Below are 13,124 nucleotides of genomic sequence, written 5' to 3'. Positions count from 1 at the left end.
GCGAATTTGTAAATTCGCTGCTTTTCTATTTTGTATAACAACTATTTCTAATTAACTGTTGGTAAAAAACTGTGGTTTTTACTGTAGTCTAGCATTTGCTCAGGGAAACCTGCTGGTTGCGTTACTTTTATACTTATAATATCTCCAGCATCATTAGTTTCTGGCACTAATACAGGATTTACAAATCCGCTATAAGGTGCCGATGTAAACTGTTTATTTCGTTCTAATACTTCACTATGAATATCTTGATCTACTTTTACACCATAACCTTCCACTAAAGCTTGCACCGCTTCAAAATCACCTTCAGATTTGATACGTTGTGTTTCTCGTAATAGTTGACCAAACAATTCGTGAAGTTTATCATAATCATTAATATTAAAGTAAGTCTTACCATCGCGAGTTACTTTTTCAATAATATTATCGGCTTGTCCTTTTTCAAATACCCAAGCACTAACCCATTGGCGATTTCTCATATGTGCCTCTTCTACATCGTCTCCTAATTCTAAACGAATTAATTGGGTCATTAAACCATTTCTAATATAACCATCGTAAGCTGCTTTACCCACGGACTTCCAATCGTCTACCAATCCTAACTCTTGTAGCTTTGGAGTATATAAATAGTATAATCCAACTAAATCGGCTCGTCCTTCTTCTAAAGTTGATGCGTAATTTTTTAAGGTTTCTTTCGTTTCGCCTACACCTGGATTTAATTGTCCTGAAGCATGACCAATAACTTCGTGTAAAGCGGTATGCAATTTATCGGCTAATTGTCCGTAAGTATCTTCTAATTGAATTTCATCTTCATCATGGGCAAATTCTTTTAAGCGACCAGAACCACCTGCGTTGTTGTAGGCATTAATAATATTCCCTAAGGATACCGATTTACTTCCTACAGCCGCACGAATCCAATTAGCATTTGGTAAGTTTACGCCTATTGGGGTACTTGGAGAAGCGTCTCCAGCTTCGCCAGCAACGTTAACAACTTTGTATGTAACACCAACAACGTTTTTCTTTTTATGGTCTTCCATTAATGGAGAATTATCTTCAAACCATTGGGCGTTTTCAGATAAAACCGCCATTTTTTCAGACATATCAAAATCTTTAATTTGAACGATAGTCTCATAAGACCCCCTATACCCTAATGGATCGTTATAAACTTCAATAAAACTATTAATGTAGTCTACATTTCCTTCGGTAGCAGCTGTCCAAGCTACGTTATAGTCGTCCCAAGTTTGTAAATCGCCTGTTTTATAATAAGTAATTAATAGTGCAAGGGCATCGGCTTGTGCTTTATTTTCGGCAACAGATTTTGCTTTTTCTAACCACGATACTATTTCATCAATAGCCGAACCATATAAACCATCCGATTTATAGATGCGCTCTTTTAGTTCGCCATCCTCTTTAACTAGTTGGGAGTTTAACCCAAACGATAATGGCTTTTCTGGATTTGGCGATGTTTTCTTAGCATAAAACGCTTCAACATCGGCGTTTGTAACATCTGGACCATAAAAATTGGTTGCAGACATAGCAACATTATCAATGTTTTTTGCCTTATTAACCTTCTTAGTATCATTATCATTAAAAATAACCTCAAAAGCTTCGCCTTCTAAAGTGGTACTTGTTTCTGTTAATAATGTGGTTAAATACTCTGAAGAAAATTCTGGTTTTAATTTTGTGTTAGAATAATGATGGTGAATACCATTACTAAACCATACACGCTTTAAATAAACTTCAAACGCTTTCCAATCATCAGTTGTTTTATCACCTTGATATTGTGTGTAAACTTGCTCTAAAGCTTCACGTATTTTAAGGTTATGACGGTAGTTTTGATCCCAAATAATATCTCTCCCAGCTAATCCCGCTTGCGTTAAATAATAGACAAGCTTTTGTTCTTTTAAAGTAAGGTTTTCCCATCCTGGAATTTGATATCTTAATACTTTAATATCGGCAAACTGTTCAACCGTATAGTCAAATTCTTGAGCGACTTCAACAGGTTTGGTTTCTACAACTTCGGGTTGCGACGCCTCTTCTTTGCACGAAAAAGCCATAATAACCAACAAGGCTACTGGTAATATCGATTTAAATTTCATTAATTAGTGATTTTATGTTATTCCTACAAATGTAAACAATATAACAACATTGCTAAAATTGATTATCTTTGAGTAACTAATTAACAACTTTATGAAATTTTTAAAATATCTACTCTTTATAATCTTAATAGCCATTATAGGTATGGCAATTTATATTGCTGTACAACCTAATGAGTTTGAAGTAAAAAGGACTAGAACGATAAAAGCACCTGCTAAGGTAATTTATAATCAGATTATTGACTTTAAAAACTGGGAAGCTTGGTCGCCTTGGTTAGAAAAAGATCCGACAACTAAGTTAACCTATGCTGAAAAAACAAAAGGTGTTGATGGGGCATATTCTTGGAAAGATAAAGATGGTGCTGGAAACATGAAAACTATTGGTGCTAGAGAGTTTTCTGATATTGAACAAGAACTTCAATTTGCCGATTATACACCTTCTAAAATAACTTGGAAGTTCACACCTACAGAAGATGGCCAAACACAAGTTACTTGGAAAATGAATAGCGACAATATTCCGTTTATGTTTAAAGGCTATGCAGCGTTTATGGGTGGTTTTGATAAAATGATTGGCCCTGATTTTGAGCGCGGCTTAGAAAAACTAGATAGCATTTCCACAGCAAAGCTTAAAGAATACAGTATTAAAGTAAATGGCTTAACACAACATGGCGGCGGCTATTATATTTACACCACAGCTTCATGCCGAATAGATGATATTAAAAATAAAATTCCAGAAATGATGCCAAAAGTAGGGGCTTTCGCCGCTAACAGCAACATCTCACAAGCTGGCATGCCATTTACCTTATACCATGATTGGAATGAAGAGCAAGGCACCGTTATTTTATCGTGTTGTATTCCTACTACCGAAAAAATTATTATTCCTGAAGGCGATATTCTTACAGGGCAGTTAGAACCGTTTAAAGCTGTAAAAACAACCTTAAAAGGCGATTACAATAACCTATCGGAAGCTTGGGAAAAAACCATGACATATGTCGAACAATATAATTTGGTGTTTGCAGATAAACATACTATGGTAGAATCGTATGTAACAGATCCTGGTAAAGAACCTAATCCAGCAGAATGGATTACCGAATTATTTATAGCTATTAAATAAGTATGCTTAAAAGTCTAGTATTCGTTTTTTTAGGTGGTGGTGTTGGTAGCGTATTACGTTTTTTATTGGGTAAATATCTTAATAACTCTCAAACAGGCATTCCTTATGGTACTTTTTTAGCCAATATATTGGGAAGTTTACTTATTGGTATTATTCTTGGTTTGGCAGCAAAAAACAATACTCTATCACAAAATCAAACATTACTATTAGCCACTGGATTTTGTGGTGGTTTCACCACCTTTTCAACATTTGCTTATGAAAACCATGTATTTTTAAAATCGGGTGATTTTACAAGTTTTGCGTTTTATACTATAGCTAGTTTTATTGTTGGCTTTTTAGCTGTGTTTCTTGGTATTTACTTAGCTAAATAAATTATTTTTTAAAGGCTTTTACACCTGCTGTAATATTGGTATCAAGATAATTTTTCCTAGGAACAATAGGACATGAATATTTTTCGTTATAGGCGCAATACGGGTTGTAAGCTTTATTAAAATCAATAACAATCGTATCATCTTTAGGAATACGCAAATCGATGTAGCGTCCACCGCCATAAGTACTATCGCCATTGGTATTATCTAAAAACGGTAAAAACAGATAATCTTCAAACCCTTCGCGTGTCATTAAATCTTTACCTTGATATACATTAAGTTTATAAGAGGTTCCTTTTAAAGTAAAATGTAGAATACCATACACACGCTCTTCACTTATGCGGTTAGTTGTTGTTTTCATTTTAAACCATTTACTGTCTGGCGTGAGTTCTAATCTAGCTTGTACCACAAAACTAGAGTCTACTTTAAAAAAATCTAGTCCTTTAAAGTGTTTTCTATCTTTTGATTTCAAAGGTGATTTAGTAGCATCTTTAAAATCGGCATTTTGTTCACGCTGCCAATCGGTATCACCTAATAAAGGTTGTTTATCTTGGGCACATGTAAATAATGTAACAGCTAAAAATAAACTCAGAATAAATCTCATAAAAAAAGGTTTATACAAAGATATAACAAACTCTTACTAACAATAAAAAAATTAATATGGTTAGATTAACATCTAAACCCAAATGATGCTTAACGGACAATTACAAGCTGTTGAAAAATGGAAAGACATAATTAATAAGTTAATACGTTAAATAAAAAAAGCCCTGTAGCAGCTACAGGACTTTTTATTTTTTCATTGTTAAGACTAGTTCTTTAAGACCTCCATCTGAACATCTAAATCAAATGTGTTGTTTACTTTTTCTGCAGTAATATTGTTGTTTACTGTAAAGGTTGCAGTTGTTTTGATGTCTTCTGAAGAAGCTCCAACTTTAACTGTGTAAGTTCCTTTTTCTGCAATCCAAGCGCTTTGTGCATCTACAAACGAAGCTAAATCTTTTGCTTTTAAAGTAAATTTCAAGGTTTCGCTTTTACCTGGCTTTAAAGTTTTTGTTTTACCAAAAGCTCTTAATTCTTCAGATGGTTTGTCAACCAAATTAGCCGGAGCGCTCAAGTATACTTGAACAACCTCTTTACCTGCTACTTTACCAGTGTTGGTTACTTTTACAGATACTTTAATTTCGTCTTCAAAAGTAGTGGTATTCAACTTCACATCTGAATATTCAAAAGTAGTGTACGAACCTCCAAAACCAAATTCATACGATGGTTGAACATCAAACGTATTGAAATAGCGGTATCCTACATAAATACCTTCTTTGTAATACACATCGGTTGGTTTTTCAGCAGGAACGCCTAACCAATTTGCTGCAGAAGCATGGTGATTGTAGTCAATTGGGAACGTCATGGTTAGTTTCCCACTTGGGTTGGTTGCTCCACTAAATACATCTGCTACAGAATTTCCACCTTCTTGACCTGGTTGCCAAGCTAGCAAAATAGCATCTACTTTATCTTTCCAAGAAGCAGTTTCAATAACTCCACCAATATTCAAAATCACAATTACTTTTTTACCTTCTGCATGGAAAGCTTTGGTAACGGTGTTGATCAATTTTACTTCATCTTGACCTAAATAGAAATCGTCATCGATTTTTCTATCGAATTGTTCTCCTGAATTTCTTCCTAAAGTAATTACCGCTACAGCAGCAGATTTTGCTTTTGCTGCCACTAAATCTGCATTTGGTAACATTTCCGGCAAACGTTTGTTATCGGCCAATAAACCTACTTCTTCACGACGTTTGTTTTCGTCTTCTACCGCTTTTTCTACGAAAGGCTCATACAAAGCTTGCAGTTCTTTATCTACTGAATACCCAGCGTTGTTTAATCCTTGCAATAACGAAATGCTATACGCTTCGTTTACATCGCCACTACCAGTACCACCAGCAATAAAGCTATACGAATGGTCACCAAAAACAGCAATGGTTTCAGATTTGTTTGTGAACGGTAACGCATTGTCATCATTCTTCAATAAGATCATTCCTTCAGCAGCTGCTTTTCTAGTTACTTCTGCATGCGCTTCTAAATCTGGCTTGTTGCTGAATTTATAGCTATCAGTAGTTGGAGTTCTTTGGATGTATTCTAAAATACGTCTTAAACTTGTATTTACAGCCTCTTCATTTACGGTTCCGTCTGCAATTGCTTTTGCTAAAGCTTCACGCTGTGTTTCAGTTCCCGGCATTAATAAGTCGTTACCCGCATTGATTTGCGCAACAACATCACTTACAGTACCTTCTACTAAAATAGATTCAAAACTAGGATATCCACCAAACCAATCGGTCATTACCAATCCTTTGTATCCCCATTCGTCTCTTAAAATAGCCGTTAATAAATCGTTGCTTGCAGAAGCATATTTTCCATTCAATTTATTGTAAGCCGTCATTACCGTCCATGGTTTCGCCTCTTTAATAGCGATTTCGAAACCTCTTAAATAGATTTCACGCATGGCACGCTCAGTGATGTGCGCATTGACAGACAAACGGTTTGTTTCCTGATTGTTGGCTGCAAAGTGCTTGATAGAAGTACCCACATCATTCGACTGAATCCCTTGAATATACGCGCTAGCAATTTTACCAGCCACCAAAGGATCTTCCGAATAATATTCAAAGTTTCTACCATTTAATGGGTTTCTGTGGATGTTTAAAGCCGGAGCTAACAACACATCTACACCGTATTCTTTTACTTCTTCACCCATAGCTTCACCAACAGATTCAATTAAATCTGTATTCCAGGTTGATGCCAACGCAGTCCCAACAGGAAACGCTGTTGCGTAATAGGTATTAGGATCGTTTTGACGTTTTGGTTGAATACGTAATCCCGCAGGACCATCTGCAAAAACCGTTTCAGGAATTGCTAATCTGTCTACTTTATCATTACCACCTGCTTCACCTAACACACGTACATCTGGCTCACCTTCTAAAGGTACCAAACCTGCGTATCCTGGCATTCCAGGACCTACTAGTAAAGCTGCTTTTTCTTCCGGAGTCATCGCCTGGATCAACTCATCTATGGAAGCTTTCCCATACTGTGGAGCTTTTTGGGCTGTTGCCAACTGCAAACCACCTACAGCTACCAATACACCAACTCCTAGCTTCATAATATAATTTCTCATCTTGTTCTATTTGTTATTTGTGATTTATAAATATTTGAATTGCTTTAACCAATCCTCTAATCTCTTATACCAAGTATCTACTGGAAGCGCTTGCGTTCCCATTCCGAAACCGTGACCACCATTTGCATACATGTGTAATTCTACCGGATAACCTGCTTTGAACCATTTGTTGTACAAAGCAATACTCTTTGGAGCCAAGCCTAATTGATCGTCTGTGGCAGCACAAATGAATAATGGTAATTTGTTTTCCGGCAATTTCTGCGCCATCAATTCATCTGTTGGACCGCCATATATGGAAGCAGCAAAGTTTGGTTGTGTGATTTCATCTTCACTTTTCAAAACACTATGCATAATTACGGTTGCACCGGCTGAAAACCCAATTACACCTACTTTATCAGCATCTACCTTAAAATCAGTTGCATGTTGACGAATGTAAGTAATCGCTGTTCTGATATCGTTACCCGCCAATTCTTGGACTGCTGCTGAACTTTTGTAAAACTGATCACGATCTTTTAGTTTTTCCATCATTTCTCGAGCTGGATCGTTGGTTTCCGTTTCCATTAAACGGTATTTCAACACAAAAGCAGTTATGCCTTTAGCTGCCAGTTCTTTAGCTACTAAAGTACCTTCTCTATTGATAGATAAACTTTGAAAACCTCCACCTGGAGCAATGATCATTGCTGTTCCATTGGCTTTTCCGTCTTCGGGTTTAAATACTAATAATTCAGGAGAAGTAACATTATATACCACTTCTGTTCCGAATAGATCTGAATACATTTCACTTTCTTTCCAGTTCCATTCTTCAGAACCTGGTGCTACTCCATCATACAGTTTGATAGTTTGATCTTGCGCGATTGCTGAAAGCCTTACTACTAAAAAGCATAGTAACACACCCCATTTTTGTGCAATATTTTTCATCATTAGTTCATTTTATATTTTTGAGTTCTTTCGTCTAAAATCACTCCATTCCGGATTTACTTTTTACAGTTTTAATATCTGCATCTTGAGCAAAAAGTGTAGCGCTTCCCAATAGCAAACAAAATCCTGTAACAATACTTTTTTTCATACCTGTATCTTTTTAAGAAAAATCAGAAATCTAGATGATGACTCTCTGATTCGAACAAGCATTAGCAATACCGACGTTACATCGGGATTGCCAAAACTCATTTATACTTCATAAAACTTTCATTCTATCTTAGAAATTGAAATTTGCCGAAAGTTGTACGGTGAATGGTCTGATGTAAGACCCTGTTAATAATCTTCCGTAATACTGACTTGCATCGTTGATCAACTCAGCACCGTTGATGGTTCCTTTAGCTCCTGTTTGGTTTAAGAAGTTAACCACAGTAGCACCAAAACTTACGTGATTATTGTATTGATAATTGATTCCTCCGAAGTTTTCCCAACGTGGCGCAAAATACAAGGCATTGTTAATGTTTGCATATTGCTCACTGAAGTATCTAAAACTTGCCCAAAATCTCCATTTATCTATTGTATAACTAGGATCTATTTCCATTAAAACTTTAGAAATTTCTAATACCGTTTTATCGCTATAGTCATAATTTTGACCAAAAGCATCGAACGTAAAGTCTTTATAAACAGGATCTTGTAATGTAATTAAATAGTGTAAGTTAAACCCTTTGAACGGCGTAATCATCATGTCGGTAGTCCAACCCAACGTTTGAATATCATAGAAAATCGTAGTTTGTTGCGTTTCTGTATCGTTTGCCGGATTAACTAAGTTGTATCTTGTTAAATAGTTGTTTTTAGTTAAATACGTTGCTTGTGATACTAAGCTGAAATATTTAGTATTCCAGAAAACACCTGCTCCCGCTAACGGACTTCTACTTTTTACAACACTTGGTGAAATTGGAGAAGAATAGCTTTCTAACTTACCATTTTCTTCTGTGTACAAGAAGTTAGCCAACACTCCAAAATTTTTGGTAATGTTATAGTTAGCGTTGATGTTTCCTGCAATGTGAAAGAAACTGTGATCTATATCTGTTAATTCAGCATCTGCTAAAGTAAAACCTACAGAACGAGGCGTTTGTGAATAATCTCCGTTTACTAAATGAGATCTTAACATTAATCCGTATTTTACGTTGAATTTATCAGAAACCTTCCAGTCGTCTGAACCGTATACCGATAATTTGTTTTCAGATCCGTTGAAATATTCAGCACTGCTGTTGTAACCGTAGAAACCATACTCATCTGTAGCAGAACCAACTAACAATTGCGGCTGATCTTCCACAGTTTGAAAATACAATGATCTGTTAGAGTTGTATTTATCTACATTGTAGTATTGCTCTAAAATTCCGAAAGTAATATTGTGGTTTTTGATTTGCTTGTTGATAGAAAATCTTCCCATAATTGTAGTTGTAGGAATATCGCGCGAGTTTAGGGCTAACTGCGTACCAACATTTCCGGTATACGCTTCTCCTGTGCTTTGAATGGTATAACCATCGGCTGCGTCAACACTAAAAATACTCAATGGAACTCCGTATAGCGAATTAGAGTTAGCCAAATGCAAACGCGTAGAATATTTAAAATTCCATCCGTTATCCATTTTATAGTTACCAAATACATCTATGTTGTGCGAAGTGTTGGTATTATCATCGCCATCAAAAGCACCGTAATAATAATCACCAGAAACAATATCTTGAAACCTCACATTTCCACTTCTTAAGAAATATGAATCTCTACCAATTTCGAAACCATCAATTTCTGATGCTTCTCCATTTGGACCGTATTCAAAAACAGCATAGTTAGTATTTACATAAGAGTCTGCATATTTATAAAAGATGTTGATTTCCCCTTTATCATCTTTAAAATACTTAGTAACTCCTGCTCTAAACACTTTTGTTTGGTCTACATAATCATTAAAACCAAGGTCATAAGTTGAAGGATCGAAGTTTACAAAAGCTCCTGCCGAATACGTCCATCCGTTTTTAGTCATAGGTCCAGAAACATTCAAATCTCCTTTGAACCATCCAAAATGACTTCCGGATAAATTACCTTTTACGTGAAAATCTTTGGTTCCGTTTTGTGTGTATGAGTTTACTGCAAAACCAAGATCTCCCATAGAATTGGCGAGGTCTTCCATTTTTAAAAGCCCTGTATTTTTCAAAGAAACACTTTGTCTCCAGGTTTTGTTAGGCAACTCTGGCCAAAAATAATACACAACAGGCAAATCATTCTCAAGAATGGTAATTCCCCCAACCGTTGCAGGCAAACCAATGTTTACATCTCTTGGACCCGAATTGTTGGCGGCATTAAGCATTACATTTCTGTCACTTTCTTCCGTCTTTGAAGCAGCCTTCTTAACCGCTACTGAGTCTCGGTTTTTTGTAACGGTAAGACTGTCTATCTGTGCCGACACAGAAAGAGGTAAAATAAGTATTAAAAGTAATACTCCTATCCTATGTTTCACGTTATTTGTTTTCATTTTAATATGTTTGAGTTTAAGTATAGGTTAGTTAGGACTTCTATTTATAGAAATCTATTAAGCAGTTTTTTCTGCGCTTTAAATACGTTATTAAGGATATTAAAAAGTAAGATTACTCCTATAATTGCATTTCCTTAAAAGGATTATAATCCCAATATTTCAATTGGTCTACTCCTTTTACCATATTGATGGTATGGCTTCTACAACTTTATTAATTTCAGCAATCATATATGGATGTTCATCTGCAATGTTAGAACTATAGATTGATAAATGTTTAAATTTCATCGTCAATTTAAATTAATTGGTTACTTCTAAGTGATATCGTTTTCGTAAATACTTTTTATCGTTTCATTTTGAAGCAATGATACAATTTTTTTTCATTGCTTCAAAATGAATCATTAATTTTTTACTAATTTTACGTAAACAAAAATGATGATTTACAAATATTACTGGTTATATTTTACCATATATTAATATTATGCGCCGTTTACTTCAAAAGGCTTCTAAGTTATTTTTTTATAGTTCTTACTTCTGAAAACAAGAAAAAAACAAAACGTATACAATTTATAGACTAATAGTAAACGAAAACGTATTTTTGAACCAAAGAACACTATTATGAAAGATTTATTAAGTAAAACTATTCTTAAATGGTCGGAGACACTTCATAAAGAATGTCTGCCTCATATATCTATTGATTGTGTTGTTTTTGGTTTCCATAATAACTCCCTTAAAATTTTACTTCTAGAGCTTATTCGCGAAAACACATGGTCGCTTCCTGGAGGTTATATCAAAAAAGTGGAAAATATGGATGATGCAGCTCATAGAATACTGCAAGAACGAACAGGTGTAAGAGACATTTTTTTAAATCAGTTTAAAACCTTTGGTAAATTTCATAGAAGTGAAGGTTTTTTTAAGGAATTTGATGATTCTTTTTGGCTTAAACAACGTTTTATTTCAGTTGGGTACTACGCCTTAATAGATTATACATCAGTAACCGTAAGGAACGATGAGTTTTCTCATAGCTCAAAGTGGATAGACGTTTCAAAAACTCCAACACTTATGATGGATCACAATCAAATCTTTCAAGAAGCGCTTGCACAACTTAGAAGAGACTTAAATTATAAACCTATAGGTCTTAACCTACTCCCTGAAAAATTTACCATGCCAGAACTTCAAAAACTGTATGAAGCTATTCTAGGAAAAAAATTAAACCGAGGTAACTTTTTTAGGAAAATGAAACGTTACGGCATCTTAACCAAACTTGAGGAAACTAGAAAAGGTGGCGCACATAAAGCCCCCGATTTATACTGCTTTAATTTAGAAGTCTACAATAAAGCTTTAGAAAATGGTTTACAAGAGAACTGGTAACCTTTTAGGAATAATTGCTTTCAGTTCCTTAATTTTATCGAGAATGCATAGGTATGCAAATAAGCTTTAGTATAAACCTTAAAACCTATCAAAAAAATAACTACCTTAGCAAAAGCTAATTATAAAAATAACATGACACGTACAGTCAATACATATAAACAGTCTACCAAAATTCTTTACGAGTATTGGACTAACAATGTATTGTAGTAATGTAATTACAACATAAAACAATTGTAAAAAGTCCAACGTCATCGTTGGACTTTTTATTTTTATATATCTGTTCAAACAAATGAAACGACTATTTAACAATTACATAAATACCTTTGGTGGGCTATCAAAAGAAATATGGTGGTTGGCACTAATCATGCTAGTTAACAGAGCAGGTACCATGGTGGTTCCTTTTTTATCATTATACCTAACAGCCAATTTAAATTTTACAGTAAGCGAAGTCGGTTGGATTATGTCAGCCTTTGGCTTAGGGTCGGTAGTGGGGTCTTGGCTTGGTGGTAAATTAACCGATGTTATAGGCTATTACAAAGTAATGATGCTTAGCTTATTTACAACAGGAGTGGCGTTTATAGGGTTACAATATCTACAAACATTTAACACCATTTGTTTAGGTATATTTATAACTATGATTCTAGCCGATACCTTCCGTCCAGCAGCTTTTGTGGCTATGAGTGCTTATAGCAAAGCAGAAAACAAAACTCGCTCGGTAACCCTTATTCGCTTAGCAATTAATTTAGGCTTCTCTGCAGGACCTGCTATAGGCGGGTTTATAATCACCAATGTTGGTTACAATGGTTTATTTTGGTTAGATGGTATAACATGCATTGCTGCTGCTTTCTTATTAATTAGAGTACTCAATCCTAAAAAAGCAAATGTTCTTGATGAGTATAAAAACAGTAGCCCAAAATCGGCATATAGCGACATGCCTTTCATGATTTTTATTTTGGCTATGGTACTATTCGGCATTGTATTCTTGCAATACTTTTCCACCATGCCTATATACTATAAAAACATACACCTATTAAATGAGGTTGAAATAGGACTTTTATTAGGCTTAAGTGGTCTTGTTATATTTTTGCTTGAAATGCCTATAATTAAATGGCTTGAAACTAAAAGCTATTCTAAAATAACACTTATGATTCAAGGTGCCATCCTTCTTGCTATAAGTTTTTTAGTAGTCATTGTATTTTCTTGGACAGGGGTTTTGGTAATTGGTATTTTATTAATGACCTTTGCCGAAATGGTTATGTTTCCATTCTCTAATGCCTTTGCTTTAGATCGCTCTAAACGAGGAAATCAAGGGGAATATATGGCGTTGTATAGCATTGCTTTTTCCATATCGCACATTTTTGGACATAATGCTGGAATGCAAATGACAGACACACTTGGATATAACAACACGTGGCTGGTAATGGTATTTTTATCAGTAGTTTGTATAATACTTTTACAATGGTTAAAACAAGTCATAAAACCTAAAATTAACACACAATTACATAAAAAAATTCTATAAAAGTGATAATAACAAAAGACGTAATAATTATTGGTGCAGGTCCTATTGGTATTGCTTGCG

10 protein-coding genes (1 of these 10 cut by a window edge) are annotated in these 13,124 nt (G+C 34.9%); 5 read left to right on the top strand and 5 right to left on the bottom strand.

All coding sequences use genetic code 11. From position 1 onward, the window contains the following. Positions 1-47 precede the first annotated feature (47 nt). Complete coding sequence (locus tag R3L15_RS02550; RefSeq protein WP_338733036.1) at positions 48-2,090, bottom strand: dipeptidyl-peptidase 3 family protein; 2,043 nt, start codon at positions 2,088-2,090, stop codon at positions 48-50. A 91-nt stretch (positions 2,091-2,181) separates the two neighbouring features. On the opposite strand from R3L15_RS02550, the gene R3L15_RS02545 reads away from it, so the two are divergent. Further along, a complete protein-coding gene (locus R3L15_RS02545; protein ID WP_338733035.1) occupies positions 2,182-3,201 on the top strand; it encodes an SRPBCC family protein in 1,020 nt (339 codons plus the stop codon). 2 nt (positions 3,202-3,203) lie between these two features. Then, positions 3,204-3,572, top strand: coding sequence for a fluoride efflux transporter CrcB (crcB, locus tag R3L15_RS02540; protein WP_338733034.1), 369 nt, complete (start codon positions 3,204-3,206; stop codon positions 3,570-3,572). A gap of 1 nt (position 3,573) precedes the next feature. Here the strand turns inward: crcB and R3L15_RS02535 are convergent, their stop codons facing one another. From R3L15_RS02535 to R3L15_RS02520, 4 genes are all read right to left on the bottom strand, one after another. Next, the gene (locus R3L15_RS02535; protein ID WP_338733033.1) at positions 3,574-4,173 is read right to left on the bottom strand and encodes a DUF1684 domain-containing protein; all 600 of its coding nucleotides are present in this window, start codon (positions 4,171-4,173) and stop codon (positions 3,574-3,576) included. A 204-nt stretch (positions 4,174-4,377) separates the two neighbouring features. Continuing rightward, a complete protein-coding gene (locus tag R3L15_RS02530) occupies positions 4,378-6,717 on the bottom strand; it encodes a glycoside hydrolase family 3 N-terminal domain-containing protein (RefSeq protein ID WP_338733032.1) in 2,340 nt (779 codons plus the stop codon). A gap of 39 nt (positions 6,718-6,756) precedes the next feature. Further along, a complete protein-coding gene (locus R3L15_RS02525; protein ID WP_338733031.1) occupies positions 6,757-7,653 on the bottom strand; it encodes an alpha/beta hydrolase in 897 nt (298 codons plus the stop codon). 274 nt (positions 7,654-7,927) lie between these two features. Continuing rightward, positions 7,928-10,177 (bottom strand): TonB-dependent receptor, encoded by a 2,250-nt coding sequence (locus R3L15_RS02520; protein ID WP_338733029.1) that lies wholly within the window; start codon positions 10,175-10,177, stop codon positions 7,928-7,930. A gap of 615 nt (positions 10,178-10,792) precedes the next feature. Here R3L15_RS02520 and R3L15_RS02515 point away from each other — a divergent pair. The 3 genes from R3L15_RS02515 to R3L15_RS02505 all read left to right on the top strand — a co-directional run. After that, positions 10,793-11,545: an NrtR DNA-binding winged helix domain-containing protein gene (locus R3L15_RS02515; protein ID WP_338733028.1), complete on the top strand. Its 753-nt coding sequence runs from the start codon at positions 10,793-10,795 to the stop codon at positions 11,543-11,545. Between the two features lie 289 nt (positions 11,546-11,834). Continuing rightward, positions 11,835-13,064, top strand: a complete 1,230-nt coding sequence (locus R3L15_RS02510) for an MFS transporter (RefSeq protein ID WP_338733027.1) — start codon at positions 11,835-11,837, stop codon at positions 13,062-13,064. Between the two features lie 2 nt (positions 13,065-13,066). Then, on the top strand, positions 13,067-13,124 hold the 5' end (the start) of the coding sequence (locus R3L15_RS02505) for a YpdA family putative bacillithiol disulfide reductase (protein ID WP_405023544.1). It continues 908 nt past the right edge of the window; only the first 58 of its 966 coding nucleotides appear in the window; the start codon lies at positions 13,067-13,069; its stop codon lies beyond the right edge, outside the window.

It is taken from the genome of Mangrovimonas cancribranchiae (genome assembly GCF_037126245.1).
Classification (GTDB): Bacteria; Bacteroidota; Bacteroidia; order Flavobacteriales; family Flavobacteriaceae; genus Mangrovimonas; species Mangrovimonas cancribranchiae.
This window is presented reverse-complemented; position numbering and strand designations above follow the sequence as displayed.

Excerpts from the sequence above, each read along its gene's own strand:
- R3L15_RS02510 (WP_338733027.1), top strand. The coding sequence starts at position 11,835 with ATGAAACGACTATTTAACAATTACATAAATACCTTTGGTGGGCTATCA.
- crcB (WP_338733034.1), top strand. The coding sequence starts at position 3,204 with ATGCTTAAAAGTCTAGTATTCGTTTTTTTAGGTGGTGGTGTTGGTAGC.
- R3L15_RS02545 (WP_338733035.1), top strand. The coding sequence starts at position 2,182 with ATGAAATTTTTAAAATATCTACTCTTTATAATCTTAATAGCCATTATA.
- R3L15_RS02530 (WP_338733032.1), bottom strand. The coding sequence starts at position 6,717 with ATGAAGCTAGGAGTTGGTGTATTGGTAGCTGTAGGTGGTTTGCAGTTG.
- R3L15_RS02550 (WP_338733036.1), bottom strand. The coding sequence starts at position 2,090 with ATGAAATTTAAATCGATATTACCAGTAGCCTTGTTGGTTATTATGGCT.
- R3L15_RS02520 (WP_338733029.1), bottom strand. The coding sequence starts at position 10,177 with ATGAAAACAAATAACGTGAAACATAGGATAGGAGTATTACTTTTAATA.
- R3L15_RS02525 (WP_338733031.1), bottom strand. The coding sequence starts at position 7,653 with ATGATGAAAAATATTGCACAAAAATGGGGTGTGTTACTATGCTTTTTA.
- R3L15_RS02535 (WP_338733033.1), bottom strand. The coding sequence starts at position 4,173 with ATGAGATTTATTCTGAGTTTATTTTTAGCTGTTACATTATTTACATGT.
- R3L15_RS02515 (WP_338733028.1), top strand. The coding sequence starts at position 10,793 with ATGAAAGATTTATTAAGTAAAACTATTCTTAAATGGTCGGAGACACTT.